The organism is Pseudomonas sp. FR229a, assembly GCF_030209115.1.
In the GTDB taxonomy this organism is placed as follows: domain Bacteria; phylum Pseudomonadota; class Gammaproteobacteria; order Pseudomonadales; family Pseudomonadaceae; genus Aquipseudomonas; species Aquipseudomonas moraviensis_A.
On record NZ_JARVSP010000008.1, the window covers coordinates 506,478 to 525,268 of the forward strand.

16 protein-coding genes are annotated in these 18,791 nt (G+C 62.1%); 8 read left to right on the top strand and 8 right to left on the bottom strand.

Going from position 1 to position 18,791, the window contains the following annotated elements; genetic code table 11:
* Positions 1-25: 25 nt before the first annotated feature.
* Positions 26-643 carry a C40 family peptidase gene (locus QRN33_RS08975; protein ID WP_042606566.1) on the bottom strand — a complete coding sequence of 206 codons (618 nt, stop codon included), beginning with the start codon at positions 641-643 and terminating at the stop codon, positions 26-28.
* Between the two features lie 248 nt (positions 644-891).
* Here QRN33_RS08975 and QRN33_RS08980 point away from each other — a divergent pair, with 248 nt between their 5' ends.
* Entirely contained in the window at positions 892-1,326 is a 435-nt protein-coding gene (locus tag QRN33_RS08980; protein ID WP_039757549.1) for an NINE protein, read from the top strand.
* 83 nt (positions 1,327-1,409) lie between these two features.
* Here the strand turns inward: QRN33_RS08980 and QRN33_RS08985 are convergent, their stop codons facing one another.
* The 7 genes from QRN33_RS08985 to gshB form a co-directional block, all read right to left on the bottom strand.
* The gene (locus QRN33_RS08985) at positions 1,410-2,681 is read right to left on the bottom strand and encodes a dihydroorotase (protein WP_042606567.1); all 1,272 of its coding nucleotides are present in this window, start codon (positions 2,679-2,681) and stop codon (positions 1,410-1,412) included.
* The gene (locus QRN33_RS08990) at positions 2,678-3,682 is read right to left on the bottom strand and encodes an aspartate carbamoyltransferase catalytic subunit (RefSeq protein ID WP_016772736.1); all 1,005 of its coding nucleotides are present in this window, start codon (positions 3,680-3,682) and stop codon (positions 2,678-2,680) included. The genes QRN33_RS08985 and QRN33_RS08990 overlap by 4 nt, the downstream gene beginning before the upstream one ends.
* 27 nt (positions 3,683-3,709) lie before the next feature.
* Positions 3,710-4,216 (bottom strand): bifunctional pyr operon transcriptional regulator/uracil phosphoribosyltransferase PyrR, encoded by a 507-nt coding sequence (gene pyrR / locus QRN33_RS08995; RefSeq protein ID WP_042606568.1) that lies wholly within the window; start codon positions 4,214-4,216, stop codon positions 3,710-3,712.
* Positions 4,217-4,297: 81 nt separating this feature from the next.
* Positions 4,298-4,735, bottom strand: coding sequence for a Holliday junction resolvase RuvX (gene ruvX / locus QRN33_RS09000; protein WP_016772738.1), 438 nt, complete (start codon positions 4,733-4,735; stop codon positions 4,298-4,300).
* Positions 4,735-5,307, bottom strand: a complete 573-nt coding sequence (locus QRN33_RS09005) for a YqgE/AlgH family protein (RefSeq protein ID WP_065615068.1) — start codon at positions 5,305-5,307, stop codon at positions 4,735-4,737. Before QRN33_RS09005 ends, ruvX begins: the two co-directional genes overlap by 1 nt.
* A 172-nt stretch (positions 5,308-5,479) precedes the next feature.
* Entirely contained in the window at positions 5,480-6,379 is a 900-nt protein-coding gene (locus QRN33_RS09010) for an energy transducer TonB (protein WP_123417809.1), read from the bottom strand.
* Positions 6,380-6,532: 153 nt separating this feature from the next.
* A complete protein-coding gene (gene gshB / locus QRN33_RS09015) occupies positions 6,533-7,504 on the bottom strand; it encodes a glutathione synthase (RefSeq protein WP_285408122.1) in 972 nt (323 codons plus the stop codon).
* A gap of 225 nt (positions 7,505-7,729) precedes the next feature.
* On the opposite strand from gshB, the gene pilG reads away from it, so the two are divergent.
* From pilG to QRN33_RS09050, 7 genes are all read left to right on the top strand, one after another.
* Positions 7,730-8,134, top strand: a complete 405-nt coding sequence (gene pilG / locus QRN33_RS09020; RefSeq protein WP_016772743.1) for a twitching motility response regulator PilG — start codon at positions 7,730-7,732, stop codon at positions 8,132-8,134.
* 60 nt (positions 8,135-8,194) lie between these two features.
* The gene (pilH, locus tag QRN33_RS09025) at positions 8,195-8,560 is read left to right on the top strand and encodes a twitching motility response regulator PilH (RefSeq protein WP_039757553.1); all 366 of its coding nucleotides are present in this window, start codon (positions 8,195-8,197) and stop codon (positions 8,558-8,560) included.
* 10 nt (positions 8,561-8,570) lie between these two features.
* Complete coding sequence (locus QRN33_RS09030; RefSeq protein WP_042606572.1) at positions 8,571-9,110, top strand: chemotaxis protein CheW; 540 nt, start codon at positions 8,571-8,573, stop codon at positions 9,108-9,110.
* 144 nt (positions 9,111-9,254) lie between these two features.
* Positions 9,255-11,303, top strand: a complete 2,049-nt coding sequence (locus tag QRN33_RS09035) for a methyl-accepting chemotaxis protein (protein ID WP_064364165.1) — start codon at positions 9,255-9,257, stop codon at positions 11,301-11,303.
* A gap of 11 nt (positions 11,304-11,314) precedes the next feature.
* The gene (locus tag QRN33_RS09040) at positions 11,315-17,230 is read left to right on the top strand and encodes an Hpt domain-containing protein (RefSeq protein ID WP_285408127.1); all 5,916 of its coding nucleotides are present in this window, start codon (positions 11,315-11,317) and stop codon (positions 17,228-17,230) included.
* Positions 17,223-17,693 carry a chemotaxis protein CheW gene (locus QRN33_RS09045; RefSeq protein WP_042606575.1) on the top strand — a complete coding sequence of 157 codons (471 nt, stop codon included), beginning with the start codon at positions 17,223-17,225 and terminating at the stop codon, positions 17,691-17,693. Before QRN33_RS09040 ends, QRN33_RS09045 begins: the two co-directional genes overlap by 8 nt.
* Positions 17,694-18,223: 530 nt before the next feature.
* Positions 18,224-18,589 (top strand): DUF6124 family protein, encoded by a 366-nt coding sequence (locus QRN33_RS09050; RefSeq protein WP_285408129.1) that lies wholly within the window; start codon positions 18,224-18,226, stop codon positions 18,587-18,589.
* Positions 18,590-18,791 lie beyond the last annotated feature (202 nt).

Here is an 18,791-nt window from a genome sequence, read left to right on the forward strand (position 1 = left end):
CTGCGATCTTTCGATCTTTCGGTCTTTAACGCTGGACTACACGCAGTTGCTGTTGCTCTTTGGGCAACACGCGCTTGGCCACGACGTAATGCTTTTCCCAGTACGGCTTGTTCAGCGTGTCGATGCTCACCGCTTTGCCACGGCGCGGGGCGTGGATGAAGCGGTCGTTGCCCAGGTAGATGGCAACATGGTTGACCCGACGGCTCTTGATGTTGAAGAAAATCAGGTCGCCGGGTTTCAGATCCTTGCGCTCGACTTTCTCGCCGTGACCGCTGGCCATGGCGTTGGAGGTGCGTGGCAGGTCGAACGTAGCGTCGTTGAACGCGTATTTCACCAAGCCGCTGCAATCGAAGCCTTTACTTGGGCTGCTGCCGCCCCAACGATAAGGTGTACCGAGGACGTTTACCGCACGGCTCAGCACATTGCTGCTTTCCTTGCTCGCCATCGGTGGCACCAGCTTGCTGCGGCTCTTGCTGCTCAGCGTGGTGGTTTTGCTCTTGCTGCTTTTGCTCGCTGGAGCCGAAGCATGGGATTTAGGGGTAAAGCCGTTAACGTTTGGAAGACGTTGCTCACGATTGGTGGCGTGGGCGGCCAGTGGCATTAATAGGCAAATAGTCAGCCATGTCTTGAAAAATGGTCGCATTAGGCGTGGCTCGTAAGTGATAGCGCGCAACTTTATAACAGCTTTTTTTGCCGTTCCGAGGCCGTTCATCGATTCATTCCGCCGGCCAGGGAACCAAAAATGCTTAAAAAGTACGCAATTGTCCGACAGAAGTCAGGTTCTACAAGGGTTTCGCGCTAGCAACGGTAACATTTGCCATACGTCGGCCACCTGTAAAAAAGTCACAAAGAAATGAAGAATATTTATCTATCGAGTGCAATGAGGTCTTAATGAACAGCTATCAGCTACCCCGCGTGAAAGAAAAAGACACTCACAGCAAAGTCATCGGCTACCTGCTGTGGATTTTCGGATTCACGGGAGCGCACCGCTTTTATTACGGCAAGCCGGTGACCGGGACGATCTGGTTCTTCACCTTTGGTTTGCTGGGGATTGGCTGGCTCATCGACGTGTTTCTGATCCCGGCGATGGATCGCGAGGCCGACCTGCGCTTTGCCGCCGGGCCGATCGAGTACAACGTCGCGTGGATCCTGCTGACCTTCCTCGGTGTGTTCGGCGTACACCGCATGTATCAGGGCAAATGGATCAGCGGTTTGCTGTATCTGCTGACCGGCGGGTTGTTCTTTATTGGTGTGCTGTATGACTTCTGGACGCTGAACGATCAGGTGTCGGTGCGTAACGCGCAGAATCGCGGCGCCTTCCAGTAAGCTTTCGCGAGCAGGCTCGCTCCCACAGGAATCACCGCAAAACCTGTGGGAGCGAGCCTGCTCGCGAAGGGGTCAACTGGCTATCAAGCCTGGTGCGTAATCCGCCCATCCACCAGCGTATAGCGAACGACACCCGGCAAACTGTGCCCGATGAACGGGCAGTTCTCGCCCTTCGACAGCCAGTGCTCACCGGCCACCGTCGATGCTTTCGGATCGAACAGCACGATATCCGCCGCCCCTCCTACCGCCAGCTTGCCCGCCGGCAAACGCAACGCTTCGGCCGGGCCTGCGCTCAGGCGCGCCAGCAGCGTCGGCAAGTCGAGCAAACCATCTTCGACCAGGGTCATCGCCAGAGGCAGCAGCAACTCAACGCTGCTGATGCCCGGCTCGGTGGCGCCGAACGGCGCCAGTTTGGCGTCGCGCTCGTGGGGCTGGTGATGGCTGGAGATGGCCGAAACCACCCCGGACTTCACCGCTTCACGCAAACCATCGCGGTCGGCGCGGGTGCGCAGCGGCGGTTGCACGTGATAGAGGCTGTTGAAGTCGATCAGCGCTTCGTCAGTCAGGATCAACTGATACAGCGCGACATCCGCCGTTACCTTCAGGCCACGGGCCTGGGCCTGCGCGATCAGGGCAACGCCGCGAGCGCTGGTCAACTGGCTGAAATGCGCACGCACGCCGGTCTGCTCGACCAGCAGCAGGTCACGGGCGAGCGCTACGGTTTCGGCGGTTTCCGGAATTCCCGGCAGGCCGAGGAAACTGGCGACCGCGCCTTCGTGGGCCAGACCGCCCTCGGCCAGATCGTGATCCTGGGAGTTGAAAATCACCGTCAGGTCAAACGTCGCCGCATATTCCAGCGCCCGGCACAGGGTGCGGCTGTTGCGGAAACTCTCCAGACCATTGCCGAACGCCACACAACCGGCGTCACGCAGGGCCACCAGTTCGGCCAGTTGCTCACCGTCCAGACCTTTGCTCAGTGCGCCGATCGGGAACACCTTGGTGTTGCCGGCTTCGCGGGCACGGTCGAGGATCAGTTCGGCCACGGCAGAAGTGTCGAGCACCGGTCTGGTCTTCGGCGGGCAACACAGACTGGTCACGCCACCGGCCGCGGCGGCGCGGGTTTCGCTGACGATCGAGCCTTTGCGGCTGTAACCCGGCTCGCGCAGGGCAACGTTGAGATCGACCAGGCCAGGCGCGGCGACCAGGCCTTGGGCATCGATGGTTTCTACTGCGCTGAAACCCGCCGGCGCGGCGCCGAGAGCGACGATCTTGCAGGCTTCAACGTGGATATCGGTGATTTGATCCAGGCCGCTGCTGGGATCGATGACGCGTGCGCCGAGAATGCTGAGCTTCACTGGGCGTTCTCCTGCTCGAATTGGCGCTGGGCAGTCTGCCCGCTCATGGCCATGGACAGCACGGCCATGCGAATCGCGATGCCGTAGGTCACTTGATTGAGGATCACCGAGTGCGGGCCGTCGGCCACCGCCGATTCGATCTCCACACCCCGGTTGATCGGCCCCGGGTGCATGACGATGCAATCCGGTTTGGCCCCGGCCAGACGCGCGGTGGTCAGACCGAACAGGCGGTAGAACTCGCCCTCGCTCGGCAGCAGGCCGCCGGTCATGCGCTCGCGCTGCAGGCGCAGCATGATCACCACGTCGACGTCTTTCAGGCCTTCAGCCATGTCGGTGTAGACCTTGACGCCGTATTGCTCGATGCCGATCGGCAGCAGGGTTTTCGGCGCGATCACGCGGATATCCGGGCAGCCGAGGGTTTTCAGCGCGAGCATGTTCGAGCGCGCCACCCGCGAATGCAGGATGTCGCCGACGATCGCCACCGAGAGGTTTTCGAAACCGCCCTTGTGCCGACGGATGGTGAGCATGTCGAGCATGCCTTGCGTCGGGTGCGCATGCCGGCCGTCGCCGCCGTTGATGATCGCCACTTGCGGGCAGACATGCTCGGCGATGAAGTGCGCCGCACCGGAGTCGCCGTGGCGCACGACAAACATGTCGGCGGCCATGGCCTCAAGGTTGCGCAGGGTATCGAGTAACGTTTCGCCCTTGCTCGCCGACGATGTCGACACGTTCAGGGTGATCACGTCCGCCGACAGCCGCTGGGCCGCCAGCTCGAAAGTGGTGCGGGTGCGCGTGGAGTTTTCGAAGAACACGTTGCACACGGTCTTGCCGCGCAGCAACGGGACTTTCTTCACCGCCCGGGCACCGACTTCGAGGAACGAGTCGGCAGTGTCGAGGATTTCCGTCAGCAACTCGCGGCGCAAGCCGTCGAGCGAGAGGAAGTGGCGCAGCTGGCCCTGATCATTGAGCTGCAGCGGGCGCTTGGTATCTAGAGGCGTCATCGCGAGGGGGACTCTCAATAGGGCGGATTAAAGGGTGACGTCTTGCAGTTCGAGGCTCAGCGGCTCGGGGCCGGACAGCTTGACCCGCTGGTTGCCGGCCAGGGCCAGGGTGGCGCCGACCACGTTCGGGCGGATCGGCAGCTCACCGGCGTCCAGATCCAGCAGGCAGACCAGAGTGACGCTGGCCGGGCGGCCGTAATCGAACAATTCGTTCATCGCCGCGCGGATGGTGCGACCGCTCATCAGCACGTCGTCGATCAGCACCAGATGCTGGCCTTCGATCTCGAAGGGCAGGGCGGACGGGCGCACTTGCGGGTGCAGGCCGTTCTGGCTGAAATCGTCGCGGTAGAAGGACACATCCAGCGTGCCCAGTGGCGCATCGCTGTTCAGTTCCTTGAGCAGCGCCTGCGCGACCCAGATGCCGCCGGTGCGGATGCCGATGTAACGCGGTTCGCTGATGTCACGCTGGGCAAGGTGCGCCTTGAGGCGGGTCGCCATCTGGCTGATCAGATCGGCGGGATTGGGCAGGCTCATGGTTGCTCCTTCGTGAATCCGCGCTGCGTCCTGCCGGACGAAGCTCGGTTTATAACCAAAAGAAAAGCGCCGAAGCGCTTGTCAGGATTCAAACAATGCAGTGTTTTCATCGAGCCAGCCCTGCAGCAGCAGGGCGGCGGCGATGGCGTCCACCGGGTTGTCGCGGTAACTGCCTTTCTGCCCGCCACGCACCAGTCGCTCGCCCTTAGCTTCGAAGGTGGTCAGGCGTTCGTCGTGGGTATAGAAGGGCAGGTTGTAGCGGCCGTTGAGGCGGCGGGCGAACTTCTCGGCGCGCACGCACATCTCGCTGGGCGTGCCGTCCATGTTCAACGGCAGGCCGACCACCACGGCGTCGGGTTTCCATTCTTTTATCAGCGCTTCGACCTGATCCCAGTTCGGCACGCCGTTCTGCGCCTTCAGGGTGCACAGCTCGCGGGCCTGGCCGGTGATGACCTGGCCGACCGCGACGCCGATCTGTTTGGTGCCGTAGTCGAAACCGAGAATCAGGCGCAGGGCCATCAGGCGTGACCTGCCTGACTGGTGAGCAGGTTGAGGTCGATGCCCAGGTGCCGCGCCGCCGCTTCGAGACGCAATTCGCTGCGGGTGTTGAAGAGGATGTCGGCGTTGAACGGGCAGGTCAGCCAGGCATTGTCGGCCAGTTCGGCTTCCAGTTGCCCGGCTTCCCAACCGGCGTAGCCGAGGGTGATCAGGCTCTGCGCGGGGCCGACGCCGTCAGCGATGGCGAACAGCACGTCCTGCGACGTCGACAGGGCCAGATCGCCGTCCAGTTGCGCGGTGGCTTGGAAGGTTTTGCCTGCTGGATGCAGGACAAAACCGCGATCGGTCTGCACTGGGCCGCCGATGAAGATCGGCACATTCTGGCAGCGCGCCGGCGGCTCGATGTCCGGGCGCAGCTGTTCGAGGATGTCGGCCAGGTTCAACTCTTGCGGTCTGTTGACCACCAGCCCCATCGCGCCATTGGCCGTGTGCTCGACGATGTAGGTCAAGGTGTGGGCAAAGTTCGGGTCGGCCATGTGTGGCATGGCGATCAGGAAGTGATGCTTGAGGTAGGTGGGGCTGACGTTTTTCATGAGCGCTAGTGTGGCGTTCGGGGGGCGAACTGACAAGCCGGAGATGTAAGCAACACACCGATCAACTGTAGGAGTGAGCCTGCTCGCGATAGCGGGGGCGTCAGTCAAATGTTCAGGTTCTGACATACCGCTATCGCGAGCAGGCTCACTCCTACAGGGGGTATGTGGTGTGTCAGTTGCTTGAGAGCTTGTCGCCCCGGGCAAATTTCCAGGTGCGGATGATTTCCAGACGATCGATATCCGACAGATCGCCGGTAAACGGTGCAAAAGGCGCGGCCAGGCGGACGATGCGCTGCGCGGCCTGATCCAGCAGCGGCTGGCCGGAGGACTCCAGCACCAGCACTTCATACAGCGAGCCGTCGCGGTTGATCGAGACCATCAGGCGCAAATTGCCGTAGATCTGCTTGCGCCGTGCTTCTTCGGGGTAGTTGAGGTTGCCGATGCGCTCGACCTTCTTGCGCCAGTCGTCCTTGTACCAGGCGCCCTTGTCGCGCATGGTCGAGGCCGCGCTCAAGCGGTGGATGCGCGGGCGCTTGGCGTACAGCTGTTGTTCCTTGGCCAGTTCCGCCTCGAGGCTGGCGATGTCGCTGGACAGCTGCGAGCTGTCGAACGCCGGCGCGTCGACGGTCGGTTTGACCTCGGTTTTGCTTTCTTCTTTCTTGGTCGGCGCTTTCTTCGGTTTCGGCGCGACGGTGGTCACCGCTGCTTTCGGTGCGGCTTCCTGCACCTCTGGCTTGGCCGCGGGTGGCGGGGTGACCTTTTTGACCTGATTGTCCTGGAAAGGCGCGACTTCAGTGGTCTTGGGCAGGGCTTTCTTGTCCAGCGTGCCACTGCCTTCCTGGTTTTCCTGAGCGAGAAAATCTGCCTTCTCCGGCTTCTTCTCGGTCTTGAACGTGGCGAGGGTGATTTCCAGGGTTTTGCTGATCTGCTGCGGCTCGACCATGGTAAAGCCGACGCCCAGCAGCAGCGCCAAATGAATCAGCGCCGCCAGAAACAGGGTAAAACCGAGGCGATCGGCCGGGCGCACGCCACGATGGGCGAGTTCAGCGGGCAGATCGGACGGGAGAGTCATTACAGAAAAACCAACATCGCGTTTTCATGGGCCCGGCATGATAACGCAATGTTGGTTTTTAGCTGCAAGCGACGCGCTTCAAGCGACAAGCTGTATAGAGGCAGTTGCAAGTTTCGAGCTGCAAGCTGCAAGTCAGAAGCTTGTCGCTCGGCTTCAAGCTTGCGGCTTGGAGCTTGCAGCTTGCAGCTTCTTCTCAATGGCATCCATCAGCATGCCGCCGATATCAGTACCGAACGCATTGTCGATTTCGCGGATGCAGGTCGGGCTGGTGACGTTGATTTCGGTCAGATGCTCGCCGATCACATCGAGGCCGACGAACAGCAGGCCTTTCTCGCGCAGGGTCGGGCCGATCTGGGCAGCGATCCAGCGATCCTTCTCGGTCAGCGGACGGGCTTCGCCACGGCCACCGGCGGCGAGGTTGCCACGGGTTTCGCCCATTGCCGGGATTCGCGCCAGGCAGTAATCCACCGGCTCGCCATCGATCATCAGGATGCGCTTGTCGCCATCGACGATCGCCGGCAGGTAACCCTGAATCATGATTTGCTGCTTGCCGTGCAGGGTCAGGGTTTCGAGGATCACCGAGAGGTTCGGGTGGCCGGCGGTGTGGCGGAAGATCGACGAACCGCCCATGCCGTCCAGCGGCTTGAGGATCACGTCGCCGTGATGATCGGCGAACTGGCGCAGTACATCCGGGCGACGGCTGACGATGGTTGGCGGCGTGCACTGCGGGAACAGCGTGGCGAACAGCTTTTCATTGCAGTCGCGCAGGCTCTGCGGCTTGTTCACCACCAGCACGCCGGCGGCTTCGGCCTGTTCCAGCAGGTAGGTGGAGTAAACGAATTCCATGTCGAACGGCGGATCCTTGCGCATCAGGATCACGTCCAGGTCGCTCAGCAGCTTGTCCTGCTCGGCGTCCAGTTCGAACCACTTGTCCGGGTTGGCGAAGACTTTCAGCGGGCTCATCCGCGCCCGCGCCTGGCCCTCGGCCTGATACAGGTCTTTCTGTTCCATGTAGAACAGTTCCCAGCCGCGCTTCTGCGCGGCCAGCAGCATGGCCAGCGAGCTATCCTTTTTATAGGAGATGCTGGCGATAGGGTCCATGACAATCCCGACGCGAACGCTCATTGGGTTTTCCTCGAAATTTGGCTACCGGATCGGTATTGAAAAAGTGCCGCCAGAGTGGCGCCGGGCGGGTTTCGGGTCAAGGAAAAACCCGTCGATAGATTGCATCTGGAGACTGTGCTAAAAAGGCTGGCAGATCGCGCCGGCCCTTGGCTATCAAGGGTTTCAGGCCATTATTCACAGTAAATCGGACAATTTGATTCGCAAAGGCGACGGTAGAACCCTCTTATGGAACAGCAGTCCAGCGCCTTGAAGGTCATGGTGATCGACGACTCGAAAACGATTCGTCGCACCGCCGAAACCTTGTTGAAGAACGTCGGTTGCGAAGTGATCACCGCCATCGACGGTTTCGATGCGCTGGCGAAGATTGCCGACCACCATCCCGGGATCATCTTCGTCGACATCATGATGCCGCGTCTGGATGGTTATCAGACCTGTGCCCTGATCAAGAACAACAGCGCTTTCAAGGCGACGCCGGTGATCATGCTGTCGTCCAGGGACGGTTTGTTCGACAAGGCCAAGGGGCGGATTGTCGGCTCTGATCAATTTCTGACCAAACCGTTCAGCAAAGAAGAACTGCTCAACGCGATCCAGGCCCATGTTCCGGGCTTCGCCGCCGTTTTGCCGCAGTAAGACACGCACAGTGACGCTCGGCCAGCGGGCCGGCAGTCGACCAGAAAAATGGGGAAGACCATGGCACGTATCCTGATCGTCGATGATTCGCCGACTGAAATGTACAAACTCACCGGCATGCTCGAAAAGCACGGCCATGAAGTGCTCAAGGCCGAGAACGGCGCCGACGGCGTGGCCCTGGCCCGTCAGGAAAAACCCGACGCCGTGCTGATGGACATCGTCATGCCCGGCCTCAATGGTTTTCAGGCGACCCGGCAACTGACCAAGGATGCCGACACCGCGCACATCCCGGTGATCATCATCACCACCAAGGATCAGGAAACCGACAAGGTCTGGGGCACCCGCCAGGGCGCCAAGGATTACCTGACCAAACCGGTCGACGAAGACACCCTGATCAAGACCTTGAACAACGTGCTCAAAGGCTGATCGCGCAATCATGAGCGAATCGCTGACCGCGTTCGAACTGCTCTGGCAGATCGACCAGCGCTGCCGCCTGCTGGCGGCGGACCTGCCCTCGCAAGCGGCGCGCCCGGATCGCTGGAGCGGCATCGGCTTTCGCCTCGGCGAGCATTGGTATGTGGCGCCGATGGGCGAAGTCAGCGAAGTCCTGCATGAACCGCGCTTCACCCAGTTGCCCGGGGTCAAACCGTGGGTCAAGGGTGTGGCCAACCTGCGCGGGCGGCTGCTGCCGATCATGGACCTGTGCGGGTTCTTCGGCCACGAGCTGTCGCCGCTGCGCAAACAGCGGCGGGTATTGGTGGTGGAACACGAAGACGTGTTCGCCGGGGTGATGGTTGACGAGGTCATCGGTTTGCAGCATTTCGAGCAGGGCAGTTTCGAGCCGCTGTCGATCAGCAAGCGCCAGGGCTCCAAGGCCGAGTTCGTCAAAGGCTATTTCCGCCGCGAGCAGAACTGGCGGGTGTTCAGCCTGTTCGCACTGGCCAAATCCCCGGTGTTCATGGGTGTCGCAATATAGCCGTCACAACACAGATCCCTTGTAGGAGTGAGCCTGCTCGCGATTCAGGCGCCGCGGTGTATCAAGCACACCGCGTTATCGTTCAATCGCGAGCAGGCTCACTCCTACAGTTTCAACGGGCGAGCTTCAAACAGGCGAGGACCGATGACAAAAGCAAAAACAGGCAAGTCGGCAGAAGCATCGCGCAGTCGCGCACAGATCATCGTGCTGTTTATCGCACTGATCGTGTTCATCATGCTGCTGTTCGCCAACTTCGCGTACCTCAACACCCAGGCGAACTACGACAAGCAGTACATCGGCCACGCCGGTGAGCTGCGCGTGCTCTCGCAACGCATCGCCAAGAACGCCACTGAAGCGGCGGCGGGCAAAGCGGCGGCGTTCAAGTTGCTCAGCGATGCGCGCAACGATTTCGCCCAGCGCTGGGGTTACCTGAAGAAAGGTGACCCGAACACCGGCCTGCCGCCGGCACCCGTCGCCGTGCGCCCGGAAATGCGCGCGGTGCAGATGGACTGGGAGCGCCTGCTGAAAAACACCGATGCGATCCTCAGCAGCGAACAGACCGTGCTGTCGCTGCATCAGGTCGCCGCGACGCTGGCCGAAACCGTGCCGCAGTTGCAGATCGAATACGAAAAAGTCGTGGAGATCCTGCTCCAGCGCGGCGCCCCGGCGGCGCAGGTGGCGATGGCGCAACGGCAATCTTTGCTGGCCGAACGCATCCTTGGCGCGGTCAACACCGTGCTCGCCGGTGACGAAAATTCGCAGCAGGCCGCCGATGCCTTTGGCCGCGATGCGGCGCGTTTCGGTCTGGTGCTCAACGGCATGTTGCAGGGCAACCCGGCGCTGAAAATCAGCCAGGTCGAAGACCGCGACGCCCGTGCGCGTTTGAGCGAAATCTCCGAGCTGTTCCAGTTCGTTTCCGGCTCGGTGGACGAGATCCTCGAAACCTCGCCGGAGCTGTTCAAGGTCCGCGAATCGGCGAGCAACATCTTCACCCTGTCGCAAACCCTGCTCGATGAAGCCTCGCACCTGGCCACCGGTTTCGAAAATCTCGCCGGCGGGCGCAACACCGACACCATTGGCGGCTATGTGCTGGGCTTGCTGGCACTGGCCTCGATCATCCTCATCGGCCTGGTCATGGTGCGCGAAACCAATCGCCAGTTGCGCGAGACTGCCGAGAAGAACGAGCGCAACCAGAACGCGATCATGCGCCTGCTCGACGAAATCGAAGACCTTGCCGATGGCGACCTCACCGTCACCGCTTCGGTGACCGAAGACTTCACCGGCACCATCGCCGACTCGATCAACTATTCCGTCGACCAGTTGCGCGATCTGGTGGCGACCATCAACCTCACCGCCGGCCAGGTTGCCGCTGCCGTGCAGGAAACCCAGGCCACCGCCATGCACCTGGCCCAAGCGTCTGAGCAACAGGCCCAGCAGATTTCCGAAGCTTCGACGGCGATCAGCGACATGGCCGAGTCCATCGATCAGGTATCGGCCAACGCTGCCGAATCGTCGGCGGTGGCTGAGCGCTCCGTGGAAATTGCCAACAAGGGCAACGAGGTGGTGCACAACACCATCCACGGCATGGACAACATCCGCGAGCAGATTCAGGACACCGCCAAGCGCATCAAGCGCCTCGGCGAGTCCTCTCAGGAGATCGGCGACATCGTCAGCCTGATCGATGACATCGCCGACCAGACCAACATCCTCGCCCTCAACGCAGCGATCCAGGCATCGATGGCCGGTGATGCCGGGCGCGGTTTTGCCGTGGTTGCCGACGAAGTGCAGCGGCTGGCCGAACGTTCGTCCGCCGCGACCCGGCAGATCGAAACACTGGTGCGGGCGATTCAGGCCGACACCAACGAAGCGGTGATTTCCATGGAACAGACCACCACCGAAGTGGTGCGCGGCGCGCGACTGGCGCAGGATGCCGGTGTGGCCCTGGAAGAAATCGAAGGCGTCTCCAAGACCCTCGCGGCGCTGATCCAGAGCATTTCCAACGCGGCGCAGCAGCAGACGTCCTCGGCGGGGCAGATCTCGCTGACGATGAACGTGATCCAGCAGATCACTTCGCAGACTTCGTCGGGGTCAACGGCCACCGCTGAGAGCATCGGCAACCTGGCGAAAATGGCCAGTCAGTTGCGCCGTTCGGTGTCCGGTTTCACCTTGCCGGCGGCGACAGATAAAGCGTGAGTGGAGTGGTTATGGGTGATCGGCACGACTATGTGGCCCTGGAGTGGGTCAAGGGCGAAATTGCCGAAACGCTGAAGCTCGCGCATCAGGCGATCGAAGCCGTGCTCGACGATCCGCAGGCCTTCCCCGGGCTGGACGAATGCCTGGCGTACATTCATCAGGTGCACGGCAGTCTGCAAATGGTCGAGTTCTACGGCGCGGCATTGCTCGCCGAGGAAATGGAGCAGTTGGTCGAAGCTCTGCAACATGATCGCGTGCCGCACCGCGATGAAGCCTTGCACCTGATGCTGCAAGCGCTGGGGCAATTGCCGGCGTACCTCGACCGCGTGCAAAGCGCCCGTCGTGACCTGCCGCTGGTGGTGTTGCCGCTGATCAACGACCTGCGCAGCGCCCGTGGTGAAAGCCTGTTGGCGGAAACCAGCCTGTTCAGCCCGCCATTGCCGGAGCTGGCGCCGCTCGGCGACGAAGCACTCGCCGCACTGGAACCGCCCGAGCTGCCAAACGTGCTGCGCAAACTGCGGCAGATGCTGCAAATGGCCCTGGTCGGTCTGCTGCGCGAACAGGATGACCAGACGCACCTCGATTATCTGGCCAAGGTCTTTGTTCGCCTGGAAGCGTTGAGCGGCGACGCGCCGTTGAGCCCGTTGTGGCAGGTCGCCTCGGCGTTGATCGAGGGCATGCGCGAGGGCGTCATCGCCAACAGTCCGGCGCTGCGCAGCCTGTTCAAGGACGCCGACAAAGAGCTCAAGCGCCTGCTCGAGCAGGGCATCGTCGGGCTCAATCAACCGGCGCCGGCCGAGCTGCTGAAAAGCCTGCTGTTCTATATTGCCAAAGCCGAACATCCCACCGGGCAGATGCTGACCATGAAAGATCGCTACTCCCTGGACGACGCGTTGCCCGACAGCGCGATGGTCGATGAAGAACGCGCACGCCTCGCCGGCCCCGACCGCGATGCCATGCGCTCGGTGCTGGCGGCGCTGTGCGAAGAGCTGGTGCGGGTCAAGGAACGTCTCGATCTGTTCGTGCGCAGCGACCGCCAGCACGCCTCGGATCTGGACAGCCTGCTCGCGCCGCTACGGCAGATTGCCGACACCCTCGCGGTGCTGGGTTTCGGCCAGCCGCGCAAAGTCATCATCGACCAATTGGCGGTGGTGCTCAGCCTCGCTCAGGGCCAGCGCGAACCGAACGACGCGATCCTCATGGACGTCGCCGGGGCCTTGCTTTACGTCGAAGCGACGCTGGCCGGCATGGTCGGCACGGTGGAGACGCAAAGCGCCGACGATGCGCGCCTGCCGACCACCGACCTGACACAGATCCACCAGATCGTGATCAAGGAAGCGCGCATCTGCCTGCAACAGGCCAAGGACATGATCGTCGACTACATCGACGCCGATTGGGACCGCCAGCACCTCCAACCGCTGCCCGACCTGCTGACCCAGGTGCGCGGCGCGCTGGCGATGATTCCACTGCCACGGGCGGCGAGTCTGGTCGAGGCCTGCAACGGCTTCATTCGCGAGCATTTGATGCTCGATGCCCACGAACCGGGCTGGGAGCAACTCGATCATCTGGCCGATGCGATCAGCAGCCTCGAGTATTACCTCGAACGCCTGAGCGACGATCCGCAAGTACCCGCCGAACATCTGCTCGATGTCGCGCAGAACAGCCTCGCCAGCCTCGGCTTCTTTCCCAGCGAGCAGCCCGGCGAAGCGCAGGTGCCTGTGCTTGATGAAGTGCTCAGCCCTGACGAAGCGCAGGTCATGCAAGGCCTGCAAACCCTCGACGACCCTCAAGTGGTGCAGTCACTGGCCGAGGTGCTGGCCAGTCCGCTGTCGACGCTCAACCCACCGGCGCGCAATACCCCCGACAGCCTGATGCCGCCGCCGGCCGATGAAGAACCGGTGGACGATGAGCTGCGCGAAGTGTTCCTCGAAGAGACCGACGAAGTCCTCGCAGTGCTCCACGAATACCTGCCGCGCTGGACCGCCAATCCGCAGGACCGCGCCGCGCTGACTGAACTGCGCCGGGCCTTCCACACCTTGAAGGGCAGCGGGCGCATGGTTCGCGCATTGGTCCTCGGCGAACTGGCCTGGGCGGTGGAGAACCTGCTCAACCGCGTGCTTGAGCAAAGCGTCGAACCCGGCGCCGTGCTGCGCCAATTGCTCGGCGACACGCTGTTGCTGCTGCCCGAGCTGATCAACGAATTCGCCACCCAGCGCCAACGCCAGCGCAGCGATGTCGACCAGCTCGCCGCACGCGCCCACGCGTTGGCCAAGGGCGATGAACCGCTGGCCGCCGAAGACACCGACGACGTCGCCGCGCTGGACCCGCTGCTGCTGGAGATCTTCCGCAAAGAAGCCGAAACCCACCTCGCCAGCCTTAACCGCTTCCTCGATCAAGCCGCCGAGCACGTGCCGTTGCCGGCCAGCGACGAGCTGCAACGCGCGCTGCACACGCTCAAGGGCAGTGCCTCGATGGCCGGCGTATTGCCGATGGCCGAACTTGCCGCGTCACTCGATCAACTGGCCCGCGAGTTCAAGGCGCATCAGTTGCCGCTGGACCTGGATGAAGTGGAATTGCTGCTCGAAGCCGAGGGCCTGTTTCGTGTCGGCCTGCGCCAGCTCAAGCACGATCCGCTGGCGCCGATTGTCGGTGCGCAGTCGCTGATCAAACGCACCGACGCGCTGCTCGCCGAACGCCTGCAAGCCAGCTCCGATGGCGCTGAAAGCGGCCTGCGCCTAAAGCGCGATCCGCAACTGATCAACAACTTCCTCGCCCAGGGCATGGACATCCTGCTCGACGCCGAAAACCTCTTGCAGCGCTGGCAGCAGCACCCCGGCGAGCGCCAGGAACTCAGTGCCCTGCTCGATGAACTGACCACCCTCGGCGAAGGCGCGCACCTTGCCGATCTGCTGCCGGTCGACGGTTTATGCGAAGCCTTGCTCGACCTGTATGGCGCGGTGGAAGAAAGCAGTCTGGCGGTCAGTGAGCGGTTTTTCCACGAAGCGCAACTGGCCCACGAAGCGCTGATCAACATGCTCGACGAACTCGCCGCCGGCCAGGAAATCACCCCGCAGCCGGAGCGGATCCGCGCCTTGCAGGAACTGCTCGACGAAGGCCTCGACCCGGCGTCGATGGGCCTGATCCGCAGCGATGGCAGCCGCACCCTGGACATTCGCGAACTGGGCAGCGCCACCGCCCAATTGCAGCAATCGGCTGCCGCGCTCGAACCGGACGACGAGATCGTTGAAATCTTCCTCGAAGAGGCGGTGGACATCCTCGACAGCGCCGGACAAGCCCTGCAGCGCTGGCTCAAGGATCCGGACAACAGCGCGCCGCTGTCGTCGTTACAGCGCGACTTGCACACGCTGAAGGGCGGTGCGCGCATGGCCGAAGTCGAGGCCGTCGGTGACCTCGCCCAGGAACTGGAAAACCTCTACGAAGGCCTGGTCGATCGACGCTACAACCACAGCGCCGCGCTCGAAGGGTTGCTGCAGCAGAGTCATGCACGCTTGGCAGGGATGCTCGAGCAACTGCAAGCGCATCAAGCGCTGACCCCGGCGCAGGATCTGATCGACGCCATCCGTCAGCTGCGTCAGGGCCAGGCCGCCAGCGAAACTGCCCCAGCGCCAACCGAGCACGACAACGCCGGGCACGACCCGGAGTTGCTGGAGATCTTCCTCGAAGAAGGCTTCGACATCATCGAAAGCTCCGGCGCCGCACTGCTGCGCTGGCAGGCCGAGCCGGGCAACCGCCAGGAAGTCGAAACCCTGCTGCGCGATCTGCACACCCTCAAGGGAGGCGCGCGAATGGTCGAAATCGGCCCGATCGGCGACCTCGCCCATGAGCTGGAATTTCTCTACGAAAGCCTCTCTTCCGGTGCGCTGCAACCCTCTGCCGAGCTGTTCGCGCTGGTGCAGCGCGGGCATGACCGACTGGCGCAAATGCTTGATGGTGTGCGCGCCGGGCAGCCGTGCCCACCGGCCGATCGGCTGATCAACGCGATCCAGAATTTCAGCCATCCGGCGCAAGTTGAAACGCCGCCAGCGCCTGCACCATTGCCTGTGGCCAAGCCTGAGGCTGCGCCACCGAGTGCCGATACTGGCGCGGACATGGTCAAGGTGTCTTCAGAACTGCTCGATGAGCTGGTCAATCTGGCCGGAGAAACGTCGATCTTTCGCGGGCGGATCGAGCAGCAGGTCAACGATGCGCAGATTGCCCTGAACGAGATGGAAACCACCATCGAACGTATGCGCGATCAGTTGCGCCGCCTCGACACGGAAACCCAGGGGCAGATTCTCAGCCGTCAGCAAGTCGACGGTGAGCGCCTCGGTTACGAAGATTTCGATCCGCTGGAAATGGACCGCCATTCGCAGTTGCAGCAACTGTCGCGGGCATTGTTCGAATCGGCCTCGGACCTGCTCGACCTCAAGGAAACCCTCGACCGCCGCAACCACGACGCGGAAAACCTTTTGCAGCAACAGGGGCGGATCAACACCGAGTTGCAGGAAGGCCTGATGCGCACGCGCATGGTGCCGTTCGAACGCATGGTCCCGCGTCTGAAACGCATCGTTCGTCAGGTCGCTGAAGAGCTGGGCAAGGATGTTGCGTTTGTTGTCGGCAATGCCGATGGCGAGATGGATCGCAACGTCCTCGAACGCATGGCCGCGCCGTTGGAACACATGTTGCGCAACGCCGTCGACCATGGCCTGGAATCTGCCGAGGTGCGGCTGGCGGCGGGTAAACCGGCGCAGGGACAGATCAGCCTCGATCTGTCTCGCGAGGGCGGCGACATGGTTTTCGACATCCGCGACGACGGCGCCGGGGTGCCGCTGGAAGCCGTGCGGCGCAAGGCGATCAAGCGCGGTCTGCTGGCGCCTGATGCCGAGATCAGCGACCGCGATGTCCTGCAATTCATCCTCCAGCCGGGCTTCTCCACGGCGGAAAAGATCACCCAGATTTCCGGGCGTGGCGTCGGCATGGACGTGGTCCACGAAGAAGTGCGTCAGCTCGGCGGTAGCATGAGCATCGACTCGGTACCGGGGCAGGGCGTGCATTTTCGCATTCGCCTGCCGTTCACCGTGTCGGTCAACCGCGCGCTCATGGTGCAGTGTGGCGAGGATCAATACGCGATTCCGCTGAACACCATCGAAGGCATCGTGCGCGTGTTGCCGAATGATCTGGAAGGGCACTTCCGTCACGATCCACCAAGCTATCAATACGGTGGCCAGCGTTATGAACTGTGCTATCTGGGCGAACTGCTGAAGACTGCGCCACGGCCGAAACTGCTCGGGCAGAACCTGCCGTTGCCGGTGTTGCTGGTGCATTACAACGATCGCCACATCGCGGTGCTGGTCGACTCCATGGCCGGCACCCGCGAGATCGTGGTCAAGAGCCTCGGCCCGCAGTTCGCGGCGGTGCAGGGGGTGTCGGGGGCGACGATTCTCGGCGATGGCCGCGTGGTGCTGATTCTGGATCTGCTCGCCCCGATCCGGGCGATGCAGGCGCGGCTTTCGCAAGAGCCGGCGCGCACGGAGATCGACAGCGAACCGCACAAGCCGCTGCTGATCATGGTCGTCGATGACTCGGTGACGGTGCGCAAGGTCACCAGCCGTTTGCTTGAGCGCCACGGCATGAACGTGCTGACCGCCAAGGACGGTGTCGATGCGATCCTGCTGCTTGAAGAGCACATGCCCGATCTGATGCTGCTCGACATCGAAATGCCGCGCATGGACGGCTTCGAAGTTGCCACTCAAGTGCGCGCCGATGAACGCCTGCAACACCTGCCGATCATCATGATCACCTCGCGCACCGGGCAGAAACACCGCGACCGCGCCATGGCCATCGGCGTCAACGACTACCTCGGCAAGCCGTATCAGGAGTCGGTGTTGCTGGAGAGCATCGCCCAGTGGAGCAAGAAACATGCATGAACACCGGCACAACCCGCGCACCGGCCAGCTCACCGGGCTGCTGCTGCCGCTGGCCGATCGCAATCTGATCCTGCCAAACGTCGCGATCGCCGAGCTGATCGACTACCAGGCCAGCGCTTTCGACCTCGACACCCCACCGTGGTACCTGGGCCGGGTGACCTGGCGCGAGCGGCAGATTCCGCTGATCAGTTTCGAATCGGCCTGCGGGCAGAAGATCGTCATCGGCGAACGGGCACGGATTGTGATTTTGAATGCCTTGGGTGGTTTGCCGGAATTGAAATTCATCGCGCTGCTGGTGCAGGGGATACCGCGTTCGTACAAGCTGGACAGTCAGTTGAGTTATGTCGATGTGCCGTTGTGTGCGCTGGAGCAGGCGGCGGTGCAGGTGGGGGAGCAGGTGGCGAAGGTGCCGGATTTGTTGGGGCTGGAGCGGTTGCTGGTGGAGGCTGGCCTAGTAGGCTGATCCGGATTTTGGGCGGCTTTGCTGGCCTCATCGCGAGCAGGCTCACTCCTACAGGGGGCTGCGGTGCATGAGATTTTGCGGCTGGACGCAGATCCATTGTAGGAGTGAGCCTGCTCGCGATAACGCCAGCCGCATCACCACAATCCCACAGGTAGATCCTCAATTCCTGTAGCTCAATAAACACCAACCCTTTCCGGTGTTTAAAGACACCAAGTGTTACGCCCCACCAACCTACAAATCCTTGCGCCGCTGCCTACGCCTGCGCCAGAATCCGCCGGCTTGTGCGCCCAGGGCATGCTGCGTAACTTGGATCGGGTCACTGATTCGCAGTGATCGGGTTTAGCAGCCCGTGGTTAATCTAAGGTTGCACGAGCACCGTCAGTCAGGCCTCTCGCCTGCACTCGATGGCGGCTGTGCGCAGGGCGCTTCGGCGCGCCGGCTTCCTTAGGTTCCCCGGTCTGCTAACCTGCGTTCAGCTGCCACCCTTCTTTTAGCAGAGAAGCGGTTGCGGCTTTATCCGGAACCTGAAAATGAAAAAACCATCGCCAAACCCGCCGACCAAAGACCCGGCATCGCCCTACGAATCCCCCGACTCCAGGAAATTCCACGAAGCCGCCGAGCGCGCCCTCGACCATTACCTCGGCCCGCCCAGCGCTGACTTCATGGCGCCGTCTTACATCCCCAACACGCTGTACATGGCCAACCCCGAGGCCGACACCGAATCCTTGCTGGCCGATGCCTGTGAAACGCTCGGCTCGGCAACGGTGATGCTGCATAACCACGCCGCTTCAGTGGAAGGCTCGCAGCGCAAGACCCTGCAGGGCATCGCGCAGATTGTCATGGTGGCGGAGATGGCGGTGAACCGGGTGCTGGACAAAATGGTGCCAACCGACTGAAAGCCCCTCACCCCAGCCCTCTCCCAGAGGGAGAGGGAGCCGACCGAGGTGTCTCGCGTCCTACATCGACCTGAATAACCGAGTCGATTATGGATTCACTACAACTGGTTCAGGTCAGCATCATTCCCAAGCATCCCCCAATCAGTTCCCTCTCCCTCGGGAGAGGGCTAGGGTGAGGGGCTGTTGATTTTTCGTTTCGGGA